This is a genomic window from Ruminococcus sp. (assembly GCF_017549005.1).
GTDB lineage: Bacteria > Bacillota > Clostridia > Oscillospirales > Ruminococcaceae > Ruminococcus.
In genome coordinates this window covers 85,471-104,131 of the sequence record NZ_JAFYYT010000009.1, presented here as the reverse complement: position 1 = coordinate 104,131, position 18,661 = coordinate 85,471, and the positions used below count along the sequence as shown (strand labels likewise).

Below are 18,661 nucleotides of genomic sequence, written 5' to 3'. Positions count from 1 at the left end.
AGGGAGCATAAAACAAGTTACCGCAGTTGACCAAAAGCTACAAAAGTTGCCATTTTGTTGACCAAATGCATATTTTCATTATCAAAAGGGCGAACTTTTGGCTGGATTTAGCGGAATAATATAATTATACTATGATAAATCGGAATTTACCGGAGGTATGATGTTATGCACAGACTTATAATAGTGGAAGGCTTGCCCTGCTCAGGTAAAAGCACAACTTCAAAATATATTGCAGACAGTATAGGGGCAAAATTCTATGATGAAGGAAGTGGAAATCACCCTGCTGATTACGAATTTCATTCGTTTATAAAAAACAAGGAATTATGCAGCTTTTTACCGGAAGAACAAGTACTTATAAAACAGAATGCTGTTTCCAAAGCTGATGGATATATTATTTCTCTGAGCTTATTCAGCGGAGAATTGTTTGACAAACTTTTACAGCATAAGATCTATGATTTTCTGCCTTGGGAAACTGAAAAGCCTCTTATGCTGGATAAATGGACAAAATTTGTCCATGCGGCCGAATCGGATAATCAATATGTGTTTAACTGCGTATTATTGCAGAATCCAATGTGTGAAACAATGATGCGTTTTGGATTTGATATTCAAATGTCATCAGAATATATCACCAGCATCTGCAATATCATAAGACCGATGAATCCGTTTATTGTCTATCTTCATTCTGATAATATAAGAAATGCAATCGAAAAAGCTGTTTCTGAACGTGGAACAGATTGGCTGAACGGTGTGATAGACTATCATTGTAATGGTGCTTATGGCAAAGTGGAACATCTGACCGGATTTGACGGATATATAGAAGCACTGGAAGAACGCCAGCGCAGAGAAACAGAAATACTGCGTGGCTTGAATGTACAATATATGATTATCAATAATCCCAATGAAAACTGGAACAAAACATACTCAAGAATTATTCAGGAACTAAACACAGCAACGTAAATTCTGATTTAGCTTAATACCATGATATATCAACAACTTATGAAAAAATGATATGGAAAGTCCCCGCAGTTGCGGGGACTGAGTTTTATCTATTGGGATATGTGTTTACTTCGGAAATCCGTTCAGGGCAACATATATAACGAATGATATCAGGTCTATTGCAAGAAATACTCCCAGAATTATTGCGCCGATCTTCAAGCCTTTTTTGGCTTTTTTTCTGTTTTCGTCCGTAAGAACTTTCTCTTTTATATCAGTATACAGCTCTGATTTGGCAGGCTGAGGAGCAGGGGCAGGTTCGGGAGTCTTGTTTAGAACAAGCTCGTCGAGGGATATGCCGAAAAGGTCACTGATAGCGATGAGCTTCTCCATATCAGGAGTGGAGTCACCGACTTCCCATTTTGATACAGTCTGTCTTGAAACGTTCAGACGATTGGCGAGCTCCTCCTGTGAGAAGCCTTTCTGTTTCCTGAGCTCGTAAAGCTTATTATTGAACTCCATAATTCACGCCTGCCTTTCTGTATTGTCTTTTTTATATGAATACCACATCAGTACAGCTGCAACTGCTATTACTGCAGCGGTGATAATGCTTGCTTCTATGCCATATATACCGCCATTGAGGAGATTTTCTCCTTTTGAACGCATATTGATGACAGATGCTGTACCCTCGCTGCCGGTGAGTGTAAGTCCAAGGACACAGCTCAGGCAGAAATTCCACAAGGAATGAAGTCCGCAGGCTGCCCATATGCTCTTGGTGCGGAGCGTAATGAACGAGAACAAGCATGAAATAACTGCTAAATTTATCACTCCTGAGATTATGAACTGCGGCTTTGAACCAATCAGTGTGCTAAGGTGCGGAAGAGTGAACACGAGTGCGTTTGCGCCAACAGCAAAGGGCATGGAAACCTTGCCTTTAAGTCCGTGGAAGACTACTCCTCGGGAAAGGAACTCCTCAGCTGCACCCTGTACGATATATCCGCCGAGCATGAGCAGCAGCATTGTGATGTTGAGATCTGTTGAAACTCCGACAAATTTTATGGTACCTGTTACCATTATAGCAGAAACCGAGACAATAAGCAACGGTATACCCACGCCTGCGCCGCTGAACCATCCGCCGATACTTCTGGTAACTCCCATTTTCGAGAGCTTTCTTTTTTCTATCAGCTTCCAGTAGATGACGCTTGAAGCAATAACAACTATCATACCATAAAGCTTAATGAGCATCATTATGTCGTCGCTGAACATCTCTCCGTGTAAAAAGTTTTTACCGCAGGCGAAGAGCCCGCCTATAACGAGTCCTTCCGCAAGAAGTATACCTGCCCAATAGCAAAGGTAGAAAGCGAACACTTTTTTCAGTACCAGCAGTATCGATGGCATATCTGTTCTGTTGTTGAAAGGACTGATATTTTTAAAAAATGTTTTTAATGCTCCGGCACTTTTCTGACCGACCGTGCTTTGGTTTAATACGATACTTTTTTTCATAATAGACTCCTCCTTCTATCGCTGAGCGATAGTTCCTTTGATGAATCCATAGTATCATTCTGGCTCGGATAAGTCTACCAACTGTCGCTGGAAATCCGTCAACGGACGTTAACAATCGTGTTAACCGTCGTTGCATTGGCTATTTATAGGCAAATGTGCGATAGACTTCTTATGGAGCTCGAATATGTAGTTTCTTGCCGTTCCTGAAAAAACAGAAAGTCCACGCGAGGGGACTTCTTCGTTCATATACGTATTCTTGACTTTTGGCGACAGTGCGGTGTATAATATGGATAAAACATAAGTTACTATGATAAATCGAGATATGGAGGAGCATTCTATGGATAAAGATAAAGTGAGAGTTATCAAAATAAGTAAAGATGCGCTGTTTGAATATATTTATGAAAATTTTATTGCAAATCAAGATAAGTATTTAGATGTAGATAAGGCTGAAGTATCAGATTTTTTTGATATTGATTATGAGAGTGGCCATTTTATTTTTTGTGCCATTAAATCTGAAGACGAAGATGGTAATATTCTTTCTATGCCTGGTGAGATCAACTTAAAAAAACTTATGAAAATAATTCCTGATACAACAGATTCAATGCTGTCTACAACATCTAAATACTATAAGGAATACTCTAAAGAAGAATTAGCTGAATTGTCTAAATCCTGATTTCGATTAGTACCATGATAGATCAACAACTTATGAAAAAATGATATGGAGAGTCCCCGCAATTGCGGGGATTTGTCGTGTATAAAATTTTAACATTAGGAAAGTATTAGGAAAACAACGAAAAAAGCACTTCCGATTTCTCGAAAGTGCCTATTTCATGAGGGTGGGAGATGGGATTCGAACCCACGGTCTTCGGGACCACAATCCGACGCTTTAACCAGCTAAGCTACACCCACCATATTCAATAAATAAAAACGAAGCTCTCCATTAAATGGAGTCATATAACGGAGAGTCTCGGAATGGCGCGCCTTGCTGGATTCGAACCAGCGGCTTACTGCTTAGAAGGCAGTTACTCTATCCAGCTGAGTTAAAGGCGCACAGAAAAATATAGCAGCTAAAGCTGCTAACAAATGGAGCGGGTGATGGGAATCGAACCCACGTGTTCAGCTTGGAAGGCTGACATTCTACCATTGAACTACACCCGCATGGCGTTTCAACAGAAAATATTGTATCATAACAAGAGGAAAAAGTCAATAGCACAATTGAAAAACAGTCACATTCACTAAAATTTCTCTGTGGCAGCACTTATGCAAAGTCAAAATGCCGATTAGCATGAGAAAGCCGAAATTTTTCCTGAAAAAATGTCACAAAATCGTCTTTTGTATCGTCTAATTAATATGGAAGCCGTTTTACAGGTGACCGTGAAAGTGACAATATTGTAACTTAAAAGTCATGTTAATGTCACGTTGACAGTGTATGATAGTAAATGTACTAAGGAAGCGTGACGCTGACTGACGAAAAAAGCTACAAAAAAAGCGGAGACCTGACCGTTTTATCTAACACAGGCATAGTATTTGAGAATTGTTAAGTTGAAATAACTTTCTTAATATTGACAAGCCTTTGTCAAAGTTGTATTATAGTATTAGTGTGCTTTTTATGTCGTGCTTCTCAGTTGAAAAACAGCGGCTGCTAAGGATTCGCGCAGCTATGTCGGAGTGGCAGTATGAAAGCACTGAAAAATACATCTTATTTATTGATAGGCGGTATTGCAGGGATAATCGCACAGCTGCCCTTCAGTGGCGTGACTAAGTTAAAATATAAAAATATATTATTTCCGTCGTCTTTTTGCCGTTTGAAAGACACTATATTATATGCAGCGCAAAACGGCTTTAAAATATGAGAACAAAAGATCATCTGTGAGGTTGTGTTCAAATGAAAAACAAAACCAGAGATCAGTGCGGAAGAAGGGGAGAGAGGATATTCAGCAATGTCTGTATACTTCCCAGTTTTCTGGGAGTCATGCTCTTCTTTCTCGTTCCGTTCTGTATCGTAATATACTATTCCTTAATAAACAATCCCGTGCTGAAGGATTTCGTCGGCCTTGAGAACTACACGAGGCTTTTCAGCAATGAGGCGTTTACAAAGGCGGCAAAGAATACTGCGTTCTTCTCGCTGGTATCGGTCCCCCTTGCTGTTGTGTTATCACTGGGGCTTGCAATGCTGCTTGAAAGGAATATTCCCGGCAAGAGCGTTTTCAGGACGTTCTTCCTGAGTCCACTCATGGTGCCGACGGCTTCCGTAGTACTTGTATGGCAGGTACTCTTCCACAACCACGGAACTGTCAACCAGATAGTCGAGGCCTGCGGCGGACAGCCTGTAGACTGGATAAAGTCCCCTTACGGACAGCTTGTTATAATATGTATGTTCCTGTGGAAGAACTTAGGCTACAACATGATACTTTTCATGGCTGCCCTTTGTGCGATACCCCGTGACATAATCGAGGTTGCCGAGCTGGAGGGCGCGGGAGCATGGTACAAGTTCATACATATAAAGCTGAGATACCTTTCTCCGACTATCCTTTTCGTGCTGATACTTTCCATGATAAACTCCTTCAAGATATTCCGCGAGGTATACCTCCTGACAGGAAATTATCCTCAGGACAAGCTGTATATGCTTCAGCACTTCATGAACAACACCTTCAACAGTCTCGATTATCAGAAGCTTTCGGCGGCAGCTGTGCTGCTTGCGCTTCTCATGATAGTTATCATGGCAGTTCTTCTCGTTGCCGAGAACATATTCGGAAAGGATGTGGAGAGCTGATGAGAAGAAGATTGTTCGGACTGAGAAACAGGCGCAGGATGTTCAACGGCTGCGTACTGATATTCATACTGTTTGCGGCGCTGATGTTCCTTATGCCCACAGTGCTCACCATTGCGAACTCGTTTATGACGTCAAACGAGATCTCCGCCAACTACGGCGCGATGTTCTCGAACATGACCGAGAAGAAAAAGGTATTTATTGCCGATGACGTCAACCTGAAATTCATACCCGACAAGGTCACGTTCGACCAGTACAAGGCTGTACTGATACAGAATTCGGATTATCTCATGAAGTTCTGGAACTCTGTGATACTCACAGTTCCCATAACAGTGTTCCAGATACTCGTAGCGATACTTGCTTCATACGGTTTTTCGAGATATCCAAACAAATTCAAGAGCATTATCTTCTTCGCGTACATAATCCTTATGATAATGCCCTATCAGGTAACGCTCGTACCGAATTTCCTCGTTGCAGACAAGCTTGATATGCTCGATACGCGAAAGGCTGTGATACTTCCCGCCATATTCTCGCCGTTCAGCATATTCCTGCTGACGAAGGTAATGAAGAGGATACCTGTTTCCTATGTCGAAGCTGCAAAGCTTGACGGAGCAAGCGAGCTGAAGATACTCACAAAGATATATATGCCATTATGCAAGGGCGCGATAGTGTCTATAGCAATGCTTGTTTTCATCGACTACTGGAATATGGTCGAGCAGCCTATCGTACTTATGAAAAACAATACCCTGCATCCGCTTTCGGTGTTCCTCTCAGAGATAAATACGGGAGATATAGGACTTGCCTTTGCAGTGGGAACGGTATATATGATACCGACGGTGCTCATGTTCCTTTACGGAGAGGATTACCTCATCGAGGGAATAACCTATTCGGGCGGTATCAAGGGCTGATATAAAGATAAATACACATCAACAGGAGCTATTCTTTCGTAAGGAGCATTGATATGAACGAAACAAAAGAAGTTAAGGATATACTTGCGGAAAAGGACGAAAAAGAAAAAATGTCCCCCGCAAGGAGAAGAGAGCTGATAAAGACGCTCATTATTATATTTCTTGCAATAATGCTTGTGCTCACTTTCTTCTCAAACACGATAATGAACAGATCCCTCGCCGAGATCTCCACCGAGTCGGTAGGCTCCGGAAAGCTCATCGAGAGGATCAGGCAGACAGGCTACGTGGAGTCGAATCAGTCCTATGAGGTCATGATAGACGGCAACAGGACTATCGAGAAGATACACGTAAAGTCAGGTCAGGAGGTCAAAAAGGGAGATGTCCTCTTCACCGTCAACACCGTGAGCAATGAAGCTCTCGACGCTGCTGAGGAAGCTCTCGAGACCGCAAAGCTCTCCTATGAGAAGAATCTACTCAAGGTCGAGCCTGCGGACTATACAAAGGACAATCAGAAGATAAGGAATCTCAGGAATGAGCTGAACGACCTCATAAACAAGAGGGACGCAGCAAAGGCTAACGAGGGCAATGTTGCCGCTGCAAAAGAAGCCTACAGAAACAACAGCGCAGAGCTGAAAAAGCTGGAGAATGAGGCCGCAAAGCTTTCATCGACCATAAGGTGCATAGATATGGACGACTATATGGAAGCTGACGTGGAGCTTGCAGGCGATCTTACTTCCCTCTGTGCGGCCTGGAACAGTGCCGAGACAGCATATCAGGCAGCCCGTGAGGCTTTCGAGAAAGCCGAGAGCGACAATGCCGAGCGCGCAAAGGCTGAGATGGAGGCAAAGGAAGCTGAGAGAAATACAGCAAAGGACACCTACGACCAGTCAAAGAAAAGCGTCCGCGACGGTCTTGCTTCAAGAATGAGCGAGGCAAATAACAGGATCGACGAGCTCAAAGCCGCTATAGATGAATACAACTCTGAAAACGGCAGCGAAAAGTCCGAAAGCTATGATACTCTTGCGGAATCCGTAAAAGCAAAGCAGAACGAGCTTGAAGAGGCTATCATTGACCTCGACAAGACAAAGAAAACAGATTCAAAAACCTCGCAGTCCGAGGCGCTCGACCTCCAGGCCGAGAAAAAGGCTCTCGACAAGCTCCAGGAAAAGTATGACAAGCTCAAAACAGAGTCGGAGTCTACAGAGATAAAGTCGAAATACGACGGCGTTGTAAGCTCCATAAACGTAAAGCTTGACGACAAGGCGACCGAAGGCGTTGCTGCGGCAGTTATAGACATCATATCCGAGGGCTTCACCGTGACCCTTGACGGCCTTGACGCCGAAAAGGTCAAGAAGGTAAAGGTCGGCTCTGAGGCTGATATAACCAACAGCTACGGCAGCGATATCACAGCCGTTCTCAAGGAGATAAAGAACAGCTCCGCAGGCGCAAGGAAAAAGATGCTCATATACACGATCTCAGGCGAGGTCAACTCAGGTGACAGACTTGATCTCTCTGTTCCGTGCGGAAGCGGTACATACGACGCCATTATCCCGAGAAGCGCTCTCTGCGGCCCTGCAACAGAGCCGTATGTGCTTATGGTAAGCTCAAAGAATACCCCTCTCGGCAACCGTTACTACGCTGAAAAGGTAAGCGTTAACGTCGAAGCTGAGGATGAGATATCCTATGCAGTATCAGGCGGTCTCAACAGAGGAGATTACGTTATCACTGCTGCAAGCAAATTAGTTGAACCAGGGGATCAGGTCCGCATGAAGGATAAATAAGGCGGTGCTGACCTTATGAGGAACAGATACAAATTCGGACAGATGTTCATTGCGGCTCTTAACGCCGCGGCGATCATCGGAGCGGTCATACTCACGGCGGCAGGCGGCAGCGCTGCGGAATCGCAGAAGTACAACTTCACCGCTGAGCGCATAGAGAAGGGCAGCGATTACGACTACGGACAGGTAAGCTGCTTTTTCAGCGCGGACTCGGGCTTTGACAAAAATGCAGCCGCAGGCGTGAAAAATCAGATCTACAGCTCGCTGAAAAGCGTTTCGGTTATACCGGGGGAAGGGGAGGACATAGTTCCCCACGCCTACAGCGCCGACGCAGGAACTGCAACTGTATCAGGCGACAGAAACGGGCAGTCACAGGCGAAAGTCACTGTTGTGGGAGGAGATTTCTTCCTGTTCAGAGGTTTCGGGCTCCTTAACGGCTCATTTTTCTCTGACAGGAACTTCCTGCAGGACGGAGCTGTCATTGACAAGGAGCTTGCATGGCGGCTTTACGGCTCGGTAGAGATCGCAGGAGAAAAGCTGTACATAAACGGTGAAGAGATGTATATCTCGGGAGTTATAGATACTCCCGGCACCAAGCCCGAAAAGAAGAGCATAGACGATATTCCGCGGGCTTATATAACCTATAAAGCCGCAGGACCGATATTCGGCTCTGCATATTCTGATATGTGGAAAGGCTCAGAGCAAAGGGAACCCGAGTTCACGAAGGTCACCTGCTATGAATGTGCCATTCCCGAACCTGTTGAGCATTTCGCTTATAACTCGGTAAAAGGACAGTTAGCCGAGGCGTATAAGGGAAATATCAGCATTGTAAACAATGCGGAGCGCTTTTTGCCGTCAAAGAGGGTAAAGGCTCTGAAAAAGCTTGACAGATACATCGTCAGGAACGACAGCGTTGTTTATCCGTTCTGGGAGAACGCTTCAAGGCTGACGGAGCTCAGGCTTTCATTCATCTACGGGGGACGCAGGCTCCTCCTTGCTATACCGCTGATAACGTTTATATGTCTGCTTGCATTGGCATATAAAAGGTTCAGGCAAAACAAAGATGATCTTAAAGACGCTATAGAGAGGTTCTTCTCGTCAAAAACGAGAAGGATAAGAGATAAAAAACAAAAGTCTGAGGAGATCGTAAAAGAGAAAAGCTCAGAAAAAGAAAGTGAGCAGACAAAAGAAAGTTCAAAAATAAAAAAGAAAAAGAGGTAATTTATGAAAAAGTCAGTTTTAAGAAGGATAACAGCATTATCTGCCGCTGTTATGGTAATGGCAGGTTCGGCTGTATCATGCGGTGAAAAGAAGCAGAACAACAATAAGAACGGCAAGGCAAAGGATACGCAGAATCTCATGGCAACTTCCTACCGCGCTGTTGAAATGGACGCTGATGTGGATTCTGTGGACTCTATGTACAGGGTTGACGAGAACACCATCGTACTGCTCGGCTATGATTATGAAAACGGCGAGCAGAAGATATACAAGACAGACAACGAATTTTCCAATATAGAGGCTGTAGAGTTTGACCTCGGCGTTGACAAGGAAAAGGTCGAAGCCAATGTGAACGCTTCTGTTTCTCCCGAGGGAGATATCTACGCAATGGTTGCTTTCACTGATTACGGCGATATGGAGAGACCTGATTTCGACGATCCCGACTTTGATTATGAGAAATTTGACTGGGAAAAATATCAGGAAGAAGTTGAAAAGAACGCAAAGTACAGCAACAAGCTCTATGTGATCGACCTTGACGGCAATGTAAAGCTCGAGAAGGAGATCACAGGCCTTGATGAATACGTTGAAGAAGACGAGGACTCTAAGTACGCAAAGGGCATCGGCGCCAACGTCGGACGTCTTGTTCCCTGCGGCGGCGGCAGAGCTATCCTTGAGATATACGGCGGCATGGGAGAGACATATGTTCTTCTTGACAAGGACGGAAATGTCAAGGAAGAGGTGGATTTCCCCGACTTTGAATACGTTTACGGCATATCTTTGCTTGACGCCAAGACACTTATCGTTAACGGCTATGAAAAGAACGGCATGAAGGTCGCTTTCGTTGATGCTGAGACTCTCAAGCCTACAGGTCAGGAGATAGACGGCGACAATATGAGCGACGTAATGTACGGAACCTTCTATCCCGGTTCAGGCGATTACAAGCTCCTTTCGCTCAGCTCTTCTGGACTTTACGGAATCAAGGACGACGGTTCATCTGATGAGATCATCAACTGGCTCGACTCCGACCTGGGCGACGGCGGCGTAAACTCCATTGTTGCCATGGACAACGGCGAGTATGTCGTGCTTTACAACGATTATTCTTCGTCAAAGGGCGGCAGCACCTTCTACAGACTTACACAGCGCGACGCTTCCGAGATAGAGAATACAAAGATCATCACTATCGGTGCTCTCAACGGCGACTGGGAGATCAGAGAGCAGGTATCGAAGTTCAACAAGGCTCACGACGGCGTTCGCTTCAAGATCGTTGATTACAGCAAGTTCGACGAATATGACAAGGAAAACGGAACATACCAGCAGCTTGGTGCAAGCCAGCTCAAGAAGGACATCATTTCGGGCGACGCTCCCGATATGATCTGCGGCAGCAGCAATGTCCTCACAAAGAGCCTCGGCAAGAAGGGCCTCTTCGTTGACCTCTATGAGATGCTCGACAAGGATTCCGACCTCAAGAAGGAAGACCTTATGCCGAACGTACTCAAAGCCTGTGAGGTCGACGGCAAGCTCCTTTCACTCACATCTTCATTCCAGATCAGCACTCTTGTAGCAAAGAAGAAGAACATCGACAAGGAAAGATGGACAGCCGACGAGCTCATCGATGCATATGAGAACCGTTCCAACAAGGAAACACATCTTCTGGGAACAGATACAAGAGATTCCATAATGTCGATACTCATGCACTCATTCGCAAGCCTTATCGACTATGAGAACGGCAAGTGCCATTTTGACGATCCCGAGTTCAAGAAGCTCCTCAACTTCATCGACTCATTCGAGCCCAGCAAGGAATTTGAAGACGGCGATCCGGAGGCTGAGGAATATTATTCGGAAATGGACGAGTACTATGGTTCTGAAGCATTCAATTCCGACAAGGTGCTCCTCGATGCATTATACATTTATGAGCCGAGTGAGCTTGTAGGAGAGCTCAACGGTCAGTACGCAAAGGATCCTATTACCTTTATCGGCTACCCATGCAATGAGGGCCAGGGTTCTGTAATGATGTTTAACACCACATTCTCTATCCTTACGACTTCACAGTACAAGGATCTCTGCTGGGAGCTCATCAAGGACAACTTCAAGGAAGAGACAGATGAGGACGAGAAGGAAGGCTATTCACGTTACAGCTTCGGTATGTCTGCATTGAAGAAGAACTTTGAGAGACAGCTCAACAAGTGCATGAACAAGCCTTACTACTATGACAATAACGGCAAGAAGCAGGAATACGAGTATTCCTACTATGATGACAAGAAGCAGGAGCAGGTAGACGTTAAGCCCCTTTCACAGGAGCAGGTAGACTTCCTTTCGGATTATATCATGAACACCACTCAGTTAATGGGCGATTTTGACCCTGATATGGAGTCTATCCTCGAGGAAGAGATCATGGCTTACATGAAGGGCGAGAAGACAGCTGACGAGGCTATCGACCTTCTCCAGACACGTATCTCACTTATCCTCAGTGAGCAGAGCTGATAGAAACAGCTATAAATAAAAAATAATTACAACCTCCTTAATTAGGGGCGCAGCTGCGGAAAAACGGCTGCGCCCTTTTACTGTATTGATATACTTTTTATATTGGTCAATAACTTTTTTTGATATTTTTTGCGCTTTCTATTGACAAAATTCGTGAAAGATGTTATACTATTTACATTAATATACCTTTAGGGAGGTTCAATAATAATGGATAATAATTACAACAATCAGAACGGTCAGTTCAATCAGGCTCCTATGGATCCGTACAACGGAAGCATGCCGCCTCAGGGTGGTTCCAAGGGCAAGGCTATAGGCTCAATGGTAACAGGTATCTGTTCTGTCATTCCCGGCTGCTGCTGGATCTGGCTCGGTCTTCCTCTTGCAATAGTTGCTCTCGTACTTGGCTACCTGTCAAGAAAGAACGACGAGGACGGCAAGGGTATGGCTATCGCAGGTATCGTTTGCGGTATCGTTGGTCTTGTATTAGTAATAATCAACATTATCCTTTTAGTTGTATTAAAGGATTCTGCTGAATCATTGACTGAATGGCTGAAGGAATATTCACAACAGTCAGCTCTTTTCATCAAGTAAGATATGTCTAAACGTCTGAGGATATTTATTGCGGCAGGCGCACCTGTTCTTATTGCAGTAATATTTGCTCTCAGAAACTATATTATAAGCTTAAAAAGATTCTTTCCGGAATGTACGTTTCATAAGCTGACGGGGTACTGGTGTACGGGCTGCGGAAATACACGGTGCGTGGAGGCAATGCTCCGCGGTCATTTTATCACCGCAGTAAGGAACAACGCCCTTATACCGTTCCTCAGTCTGCTTCTGATTCTGCTTTATCTGGAAAATCTTGGAGCTCTTTTCGGCAGGGAGATAAAGCTTTTGCCGCGGAAGGGGCTTTTCTGGGGATTTGTGATAGGAGCGTTCATTGTTTACTTTATAGTAAGGAATTTCATTCCTGTTATTGCCCCCATATCTTAGGATGACAAATAAGCTTCTGCAATTGCGGGAGCTTATTCTTTTACACTGCGATATTGCTGTAAAGGCAGAAATGCCATGATATCGCTACTTTATTCACGGGAAGGTATTATTATGGATAATAATTACAATAACGGACAGCAGGAAGGACAGCAGAACGGCGAGCCTATGGTCCCGCAGAACGGCGCTCCGAACGCACAGCAGCAGAACGGACCTGTTGCCCCTATGAGCGGAGAGTCCAACGCACAGCAGAACTATCAGCAGGGCGGACAGCCCAACGGTCAGATACCCTACGGACAGCCATATGGTCAACAGCCCTACGGTCAGGCTCCGCAGTTCTACGGACAGATGACCAATAACGGTAACGGCTTGCAGCAGACTGACGAAGGCATAGGTCTCTCCATAGCTTCTATGATACTCGGTATCCTGGCTATACTTTTATCATGCTGTTTTCATCTGATTGCATTAATCATCGCTGTCATAGGACTTATCCTCGGCGCAGTAGGACTCAAGAAGGGCGCAGGCAAGGGAATGGCTATAACAGGCGTTGTTCTCAGTATTATCACTATAGTTATAGCTGTGCTGACAATGGCCTTTGCATTTTCATTTGTTTCATTGTTCACTTGATCTCGCACTTAAAGCTCCCGCTATCGGGAGCTTTTTTACAAAAAAGATGACAAAGACTTTTTTTTGTGGTATAATAATTGAGTATTACCATTATTCGGAGTGTGAAAAATGAATAAATATAAAAAGTTGGTATTCAATACAGGAATATTCGCAATAGGCACGTTTGGCTCGAAAATACTCATAATCCTGCTGACAAGGCTTTATGCCCATAATATGGACTCTGTCAACAACGGAATAAAGGACCTCCTCGAGACCATGCTGCTGTTCTTGCAGCCCGTCTTTACATTTGCTTTGCAGGAGTACCTTATACGCTTCGGACTTGACAAGGACTACGACAAGCGTGAGGTATTCACCACCTCCGGCGTTATAACGCTGACGGGAATGGTGGTCATGGCGCTGATAGTGCCGTTTCTCCATTTTATTCCGCTGTTCAGCTTCTTCAGCGGATACGGTATACTGTTCATTCTCTATGTGACCATGTCGTCAATACGGATGCTGTGTCAGAACTTCGTCCGTTCCCGTGACATGGTAAAGCTGTTCTCCCTTGACGGGATACTTGCGACGCTGACATTCTTCATCTTCAATGTGATGTTCATAATGTGGCTTGGAATGGGAGTAAAGGGCTTCCTCCTCGCAGTGATACTCTCAGACAGCTGCTCGGTGGTGTTCCTGTGCATAGCGGCAAGACTCAGGAGCTTTATTGGCGCGGAGTACTTCAACAAGGCTCTTGCAAAGGAAATGATGCACTTTGCAGTGCCTCTTATACCAACAATAGTTATGTGGGCTGTAACATCGCTCTCAGACAGACTTTTCATCAAGCAGATGCACAGCGATTATCACCAGCTCGGTGAGGGCGCTGTAGGAATATACTACTTCGCCAATATGATCCCGAGACTTATCGGCATAGTATCAACGATATTCTTCCAGGCGTGGAGTATGTCTGCCATAACCGAAAGCAACTCCGCCGACAGGAACAATTTTTACGGGAAGGTATACAACACCTATGAGTCCATTATGTTCATTGCGGCGGCAGCACTTCTTGTGATAATCAAGCCTGTGACAACTTTCCTTGTGCCTGCGGACAAGCATATAGAGTATGCAGGCGTGTATGTGTACACTCCGATACTCGTTGTAGCGGCAGTATTCATGTGCTTCAGCCAGTTCCTTGGCAGTATCTATTCGGCTATAAAGCGTCCGCAGAACTCATTCTGGACAGCTCTCGTTGCCTGCGGCATAAATATCCCCATGAACTTCTTCCTCATACCAGTATGGGGAATACAGGGTGCGGCAGTTGCGACTTTCCTGAGCTATGTGATAAGCTTCTGGGCGCGTATAATCGACGCGAGGTACTATGTGCCATTCCGCTTTGACGGCCTGAAGAATCTGCTTAATATGACAGTTCTGCTTGCGATGAGCGGCTTGCTGCTTGCAGATGTGAAGCTCTATCCGTTATGGGCGCTGATACTTGCGGCAGTTATCGCCGCTCTGAACTACAAGGCGCTGCTCGTAACGGTTAACAAGCTTCTTAAAAGAAGCTGATATAATTTGAACGTTTAATGGGCGCAAACTGTGCGCCCCTGCACAACTCTAAACTGTAAAAAGGGAGGGCTTGATTATGCCGACACCACACAACAATGCAAAAAAAGGCGATATCGCCAGGACAGTTCTCATGCCGGGAGATCCGCTGAGAGCAAAATTCATCGCCGAGAATTATCTCGATGATCCCGTATGCTACAACGAGGTCAGGGGAATGCTCGGATTTACAGGCACTTACAAGGGAGTTCCCGTTTCCGTGCAGGGAAGCGGCATGGGTATGCCCTCTATAGGCATTTACTCATGGGAGCTTTTCAGCGAGTACGGTGTTGAGAATATTATCCGCGTAGGCACGGCAGGAAGTATTGCCGACAATGTTGAGCTCCGCGACGTTGTCATCGGAATGAGCGCAAGCACAAATTCCGCCTATGCTTCGCAGTACAGACTTCCGGGTACCTATGCTCCCACAGCTTCATGGAAGCTCCTTTCGGCAGCTGTCAAGTCCGCCGTGGAAAAGGGAAGCTCCTTCCATGTGGGAAATATCCTTTCAAGCGACACTTTTTACGACGACGCCAACAGTCTTGCTGACTGGCAGAAAATGGGCGTGCTTGCCATAGAAATGGAAGCTGCCGCACTTTACATGAATGCAGCAAGGGCAGGGAAGAACGCTCTCTGTATCCTTACTGTATCGGACTGCCCCCTCAAGGGCTTATCCACCACAGCGGAGGAGCGTCAGACTACTTTCAGAGACATGATGGAGATAGCTCTTGAAACTGTAATTAAGGTTAAATAACTGCCTAAAATAAAATTAAACAAAAATTAATTGTATTTTAAGATTACTTTAAGACTATTTTAAGGTTGGAATTGTATATTATAAGTGGATTAAGTAATCCCCCAATTCCCCTTCTATATTTATTCATTTCATTTGTTTAGGCTATGCAAATTTTTGCATAGCTTTTTACTTTATACGGGGATTGTTGACATTTTTATCGTGTTATGATATAATTATGAAAAATTGGCACAAGGAGGCTGCTATGGATAATAATAACACAGATCAGAATATTGATTACGGTGGTTACGATAACACCAACGCTCAGATAAATGAAACGCCGCAGGGCTCTCAGCCTGTAAACGGCGCTCCGCAGCAGTATACCCAGCCGCAGGGCGCACCGCCTCAGTACGGGCAGCCGTACGGCGGCTATCCTCAGCAGTATGGCCCTCCGCAGGGACCGCCTCCTCAGTACGGACAGCCTTACGGCGGTTATCCCCAGCAGTACGGACCTCCTCAGGGAGCTCCGCCGCCGTATTATAATCAGCCCTACAGCGCATATCCGCCGCCGATGCTCAACCCATACGACCCTCAGAACCTTCAGCGCAAGGAGAGTGGGGCAGGATTCGGCATAACTTCGCTTGTAATGGGTATACTTTCGCTTCTTGGCGGAGTTTGTGCCTATGTCGGCGGACTTCCATTTGCAGTACTCGGAATCATATTCGGAATCGTGGGAATGATAGTCAAGGGCGGAAAGGGCTTTGCTATTGCAGGTATCATAATCAGCGTATTCACTATCGTGATAGGTTTCCTGTTATGGGACGTTATAATGTCAAACGCAGGCTACGACGGATTATGGGACTTCCTCACAAGCTGATACTGAGAAATACGAATATAAAAAGGCGCAGCAGCTCCCGCTGGGAACTGCTGCGCCTTTTCATGGGGAAAGGGGAAGAGGATCAATCCTCGTTGGTCTTCTTTGATTTTTTGAACCTGGACTTTTGTCCGAAGTTGAGCGATATAGTGAGTATCTTGTCTGACTTGAAGAGCTTCAGAGCGAAGAACATCACTATTGCGAAGAATACTATCTGATAAGCCAGACCGCCCCAGAATGCCGCATAATTGCCGAACATCAGGTTTGGCATAGCCGTGAACGTGTGAGTGAAAGGTATTGCCCATATCACCAGCTTTGCGGCTGTGGGCATTGTATTGATATCGGCAAGAAGCGTTACTATCCACGGTATCATTACCATCATCATTATTGGAAGCAGCATTGTCTGTGCCGATTTTGAGTCGTTGACCAGTGCGCCGAGGATAATCGATATCGCAAGGCATATCATTATGGTCAGGAAGAGCTGGACTCCTATGAGCAGATAATCGGAAGCTCCCAAAGTAAGTCCCAGCTGCTTCAAAGCGTCGCCGGACGATATGATAGAGGCGGCAGTCTCCTTTGCCGTGTCAGTCACGCCTGTAGGAACACCTGTGGATAAGTCCGAGGTCATAGAGCCCATCATGCCCTTTGTGTAGGACGAGAATCCGAGCATCATGACTCCTGCATTGAGGAGAGCCGCAATGGCAGCTGCCAGCATTTTCGCCGTTATGACAGAACCTCTCGAAACAGGTGTGGAAAGCAGAGTTTCCAGTGTCTTGTCTATCTTTTCGTTTGAGATCGAAGCTATAAGTGCCTGAGATGTCATCATAATGAGTATGAGCACTATGAGCGGGAGTATCATGTTCTGCATGAGCACCTTTGTGAGTATGGTGCCGCTGGATATCTCTGCGGACTTATCCGCGACCACTGTATGCTCCTTCACTTTCAGCGGAGCCTCGATTATACCGAGGTCTTCCTTTGAAACACCCTGCTGTTCCGCAAGTTTAAGGGAAATATAGCCGTTCAGAAGAGAAACTGTTCCTTCTGTGCCGCCTGTCATTCCGCTGAAAGCGGAAACTCCCTGCACCTTGTTTACGGAGAGCACCTCGGGCTTTTTGCCGGCGAGTACCTCGTCCGCGAAACCCTGCGGTATGATAATGTAGCTTTTCAGCTTTGAATTGTCCCTGAAAGCGCTTGCGTAGTCGTTATCGGTAAGGGTGATACTGTTTATCTCAGTGTCGTTTGACTTGAAATAGCTCAGCATTTCGTTGGTAAAGTCCGTATCGTCAAGGTTGCAGATATTTATCTTGGGATTTTTTGCGTCGTTGACCATTTCGGACGTAGCCGACTGCATGACGTTTCCCATAATAAGGAATACTGCGAGAACGAACACCAGCGATATGATCATCTGCTTGTTTATGAGCTCCGAGAGCTCTTTTTTGAGAAGGTTAATGAACTTCATTCTCATTCACCACCCTTTCAAATACCTGTTCGAGATTAGGCGCCTGATAGCGTTCTTTCAGCTCGTCCGCCCTGCCCGTTACCATAAGGTGACCCTTTGAGATGATGCCGATGCGGTCGGAAACGAACTCTATCTCGAGCATATTATGTGATGAGAGAAGGAAGGACATTCCCTCTTCTTCTGCAAGTTTTTTTATCATTTTGCGTATCTCGATGGCGTTGAGAACGTCGAGACCGCTTGTCGGCTCGTCAAGTATCGCGAGTTTCGGTTTTGTCATTACCGCTCTCGCAAGGAGCAGCTTGCGGATCATACCGCGGCTGTAGGTGCCGATCTTGTCGCCCAGTCTGTCTCCGAGACCGCAGATATTCTTTGCGCGTTCAACGTAAGCGTTGAGTTTGTCGATATCTGAGGTGAACAGACCTGCCATGAATCTCAGGTACTTGATACCTGTCATCTGCTTGTAAGCGCCTGCCTCGTCGGGGAGGTAGGTTATTGATTCTCTTACCTTGTCGGGAGCCTTGATTATGCTGTGTCCTGCGACGGAAGCGTCTCCCGATGTAGGAGTGAGGAGGGTTGAGATCATGCGGATAGTAGTTGTCTTACCTGCGCCGTTGGGTCCGATAAGAGCAAATATCTCGCCCTCATTTATATCAAAGGATATTCTGTCTACGGCAAGTACTTTTGAGTACTGCTTTGACAGTTCCTTTACTTCTAAAACTTTTGCCAAGATATCTCTCCTTTTATTGTGGAGTTGTATTGAAACTGTTAGTTTTTCCAATATTATAATACCACAAATCGTACAAATTGTCAATACAAAACGT

Annotated in this window: 18 protein-coding genes and 3 tRNA genes; 14 read left to right on the top strand and 7 right to left on the bottom strand. The window is 45.4% G+C overall.

What is annotated here, in order from left to right:
- Nucleotides 1-165: 165 nt before the first annotated feature.
- Nucleotides 166-957, top strand: a complete 792-nt coding sequence (locus tag IKW96_RS04710) for a hypothetical protein (protein WP_296570926.1) — start codon at nt 166-168, stop codon at nt 955-957.
- 105 nt (nt 958-1,062) lie between these two features.
- Here IKW96_RS04710 and IKW96_RS04705 read toward each other — a convergent pair whose 3' ends face one another.
- Nucleotides 1,063-1,455 (bottom strand): helix-turn-helix transcriptional regulator, encoded by a 393-nt coding sequence (locus IKW96_RS04705; protein WP_296570923.1) that lies wholly within the window; start codon nt 1,453-1,455, stop codon nt 1,063-1,065.
- Nucleotides 1,456-1,458: 3 nt separating this feature from the next.
- A complete protein-coding gene (locus IKW96_RS04700) occupies nt 1,459-2,436 on the bottom strand; it encodes a type II CAAX endopeptidase family protein (RefSeq protein ID WP_296570921.1) in 978 nt (325 codons plus the stop codon).
- Nucleotides 2,437-2,773: 337 nt separating this feature from the next.
- Between IKW96_RS04700 and IKW96_RS04695 the strand changes: the two genes are divergently transcribed.
- Nucleotides 2,774-3,109, top strand: a complete 336-nt coding sequence (locus tag IKW96_RS04695; protein WP_296570919.1) for a hypothetical protein — start codon at nt 2,774-2,776, stop codon at nt 3,107-3,109.
- Nucleotides 3,110-3,270: 161 nt separating this feature from the next.
- Here the strand turns inward: IKW96_RS04695 and IKW96_RS04690 are convergent.
- The 3 genes from IKW96_RS04690 to IKW96_RS04680 form a co-directional block, all read right to left on the bottom strand.
- Nucleotides 3,271-3,346 (bottom strand) — tRNA-His (locus tag IKW96_RS04690).
- Nucleotides 3,347-3,409: 63 nt separating this feature from the next.
- Nucleotides 3,410-3,486: transfer RNA gene (locus IKW96_RS04685), tRNA-Arg, on the bottom strand.
- A gap of 34 nt (nt 3,487-3,520) precedes the next feature.
- Nucleotides 3,521-3,594, bottom strand: a tRNA-Gly gene (locus IKW96_RS04680).
- A 518-nt stretch (nt 3,595-4,112) separates the two neighbouring features.
- Here IKW96_RS04680 and IKW96_RS04675 point away from each other — a divergent pair.
- The 12 genes from IKW96_RS04675 (at nt 4,113) to IKW96_RS04620 (ending at nt 16,384) form a co-directional block, all read left to right on the top strand.
- Nucleotides 4,113-4,289: a hypothetical protein gene (locus IKW96_RS04675; RefSeq protein WP_296570916.1), complete on the top strand. Its 177-nt coding sequence runs from the start codon at nt 4,113-4,115 to the stop codon at nt 4,287-4,289.
- 32 nt (nt 4,290-4,321) lie between these two features.
- Nucleotides 4,322-5,209 (top strand): carbohydrate ABC transporter permease, encoded by an 888-nt coding sequence (locus IKW96_RS04670; RefSeq protein ID WP_296570913.1) that lies wholly within the window; start codon nt 4,322-4,324, stop codon nt 5,207-5,209.
- Nucleotides 5,209-6,114 (top strand): carbohydrate ABC transporter permease, encoded by a 906-nt coding sequence (locus IKW96_RS04665; protein WP_296570910.1) that lies wholly within the window; start codon nt 5,209-5,211, stop codon nt 6,112-6,114. The genes IKW96_RS04670 and IKW96_RS04665 overlap by 1 nt, the downstream gene beginning before the upstream one ends.
- A gap of 53 nt (nt 6,115-6,167) precedes the next feature.
- Nucleotides 6,168-7,895, top strand: coding sequence for a biotin/lipoyl-binding protein (locus IKW96_RS04660; protein ID WP_296570907.1), 1,728 nt, complete (start codon nt 6,168-6,170; stop codon nt 7,893-7,895).
- Between the two features lie 15 nt (nt 7,896-7,910).
- Complete coding sequence (locus IKW96_RS04655) at nt 7,911-9,113, top strand: ABC transporter permease (RefSeq protein ID WP_296570904.1); 1,203 nt, start codon at nt 7,911-7,913, stop codon at nt 9,111-9,113.
- A 3-nt stretch (nt 9,114-9,116) separates the two neighbouring features.
- Nucleotides 9,117-11,591: an ABC transporter substrate-binding protein gene (locus IKW96_RS04650; protein WP_296570902.1), complete on the top strand. Its 2,475-nt coding sequence runs from the start codon at nt 9,117-9,119 to the stop codon at nt 11,589-11,591.
- A 207-nt stretch (nt 11,592-11,798) separates the two neighbouring features.
- Complete coding sequence (locus tag IKW96_RS04645; protein ID WP_296570899.1) at nt 11,799-12,182, top strand: DUF4190 domain-containing protein; 384 nt, start codon at nt 11,799-11,801, stop codon at nt 12,180-12,182.
- A gap of 3 nt (nt 12,183-12,185) precedes the next feature.
- On the top strand, nt 12,186-12,581 hold the full coding sequence (locus tag IKW96_RS04640) for a DUF2752 domain-containing protein (protein WP_296570896.1): 396 nt from the start codon (nt 12,186-12,188) through the stop codon (nt 12,579-12,581).
- Between the two features lie 111 nt (nt 12,582-12,692).
- On the top strand, nt 12,693-13,205 hold the full coding sequence (locus tag IKW96_RS04635) for a hypothetical protein (protein ID WP_296570893.1): 513 nt from the start codon (nt 12,693-12,695) through the stop codon (nt 13,203-13,205).
- Nucleotides 13,206-13,313: 108 nt separating this feature from the next.
- Nucleotides 13,314-14,744 carry a lipopolysaccharide biosynthesis protein gene (locus tag IKW96_RS04630; protein ID WP_296570890.1) on the top strand — a complete coding sequence of 477 codons (1,431 nt, stop codon included), beginning with the start codon at nt 13,314-13,316 and terminating at the stop codon, nt 14,742-14,744.
- A gap of 76 nt (nt 14,745-14,820) precedes the next feature.
- Nucleotides 14,821-15,531: a purine-nucleoside phosphorylase gene (deoD, locus tag IKW96_RS04625; RefSeq protein ID WP_296570886.1), complete on the top strand. Its 711-nt coding sequence runs from the start codon at nt 14,821-14,823 to the stop codon at nt 15,529-15,531.
- A gap of 241 nt (nt 15,532-15,772) precedes the next feature.
- Nucleotides 15,773-16,384, top strand: a complete 612-nt coding sequence (locus IKW96_RS04620) for a DUF4190 domain-containing protein (protein WP_296570884.1) — start codon at nt 15,773-15,775, stop codon at nt 16,382-16,384.
- An 82-nt stretch (nt 16,385-16,466) separates the two neighbouring features.
- Here the strand turns inward: IKW96_RS04620 and IKW96_RS04615 are convergent, their stop codons facing one another.
- A complete protein-coding gene (locus tag IKW96_RS04615) occupies nt 16,467-17,840 on the bottom strand; it encodes an ABC transporter permease (RefSeq protein WP_296570882.1) in 1,374 nt (457 codons plus the stop codon).
- Nucleotides 17,827-18,567 (bottom strand): ABC transporter ATP-binding protein, encoded by a 741-nt coding sequence (locus IKW96_RS04610; RefSeq protein WP_296570879.1) that lies wholly within the window; start codon nt 18,565-18,567, stop codon nt 17,827-17,829. Before IKW96_RS04610 ends, IKW96_RS04615 begins: the two co-directional genes overlap by 14 nt.
- Nucleotides 18,568-18,661 lie beyond the last annotated feature (94 nt).

Coding starts and splice junctions, on each gene's coding strand:
- IKW96_RS04710 (WP_296570926.1), top strand. CDS start 166: ATGCACAGACTTATAATAGTGGAAGGCTTGCCCTGCTCAGGTAAAAGC.
- IKW96_RS04705 (WP_296570923.1), bottom strand. CDS start 1,455: ATGGAGTTCAATAATAAGCTTTACGAGCTCAGGAAACAGAAAGGCTTC.
- IKW96_RS04700 (WP_296570921.1), bottom strand. CDS start 2,436: ATGAAAAAAAGTATCGTATTAAACCAAAGCACGGTCGGTCAGAAAAGT.
- IKW96_RS04695 (WP_296570919.1), top strand. CDS start 2,774: ATGGATAAAGATAAAGTGAGAGTTATCAAAATAAGTAAAGATGCGCTG.
- IKW96_RS04675 (WP_296570916.1), top strand. CDS start 4,113: ATGAAAGCACTGAAAAATACATCTTATTTATTGATAGGCGGTATTGCA.
- IKW96_RS04670 (WP_296570913.1), top strand. CDS start 4,322: ATGAAAAACAAAACCAGAGATCAGTGCGGAAGAAGGGGAGAGAGGATA.
- IKW96_RS04665 (WP_296570910.1), top strand. CDS start 5,209: ATGAGAAGAAGATTGTTCGGACTGAGAAACAGGCGCAGGATGTTCAAC.
- IKW96_RS04660 (WP_296570907.1), top strand. CDS start 6,168: ATGAACGAAACAAAAGAAGTTAAGGATATACTTGCGGAAAAGGACGAA.
- IKW96_RS04655 (WP_296570904.1), top strand. CDS start 7,911: ATGAGGAACAGATACAAATTCGGACAGATGTTCATTGCGGCTCTTAAC.
- IKW96_RS04650 (WP_296570902.1), top strand. CDS start 9,117: ATGAAAAAGTCAGTTTTAAGAAGGATAACAGCATTATCTGCCGCTGTT.
- IKW96_RS04645 (WP_296570899.1), top strand. CDS start 11,799: ATGGATAATAATTACAACAATCAGAACGGTCAGTTCAATCAGGCTCCT.
- IKW96_RS04640 (WP_296570896.1), top strand. CDS start 12,186: ATGTCTAAACGTCTGAGGATATTTATTGCGGCAGGCGCACCTGTTCTT.
- IKW96_RS04635 (WP_296570893.1), top strand. CDS start 12,693: ATGGATAATAATTACAATAACGGACAGCAGGAAGGACAGCAGAACGGC.
- IKW96_RS04630 (WP_296570890.1), top strand. CDS start 13,314: ATGAATAAATATAAAAAGTTGGTATTCAATACAGGAATATTCGCAATA.
- deoD (WP_296570886.1), top strand. CDS start 14,821: ATGCCGACACCACACAACAATGCAAAAAAAGGCGATATCGCCAGGACA.
- IKW96_RS04620 (WP_296570884.1), top strand. CDS start 15,773: ATGGATAATAATAACACAGATCAGAATATTGATTACGGTGGTTACGAT.
- IKW96_RS04615 (WP_296570882.1), bottom strand. CDS start 17,840: ATGAAGTTCATTAACCTTCTCAAAAAAGAGCTCTCGGAGCTCATAAAC.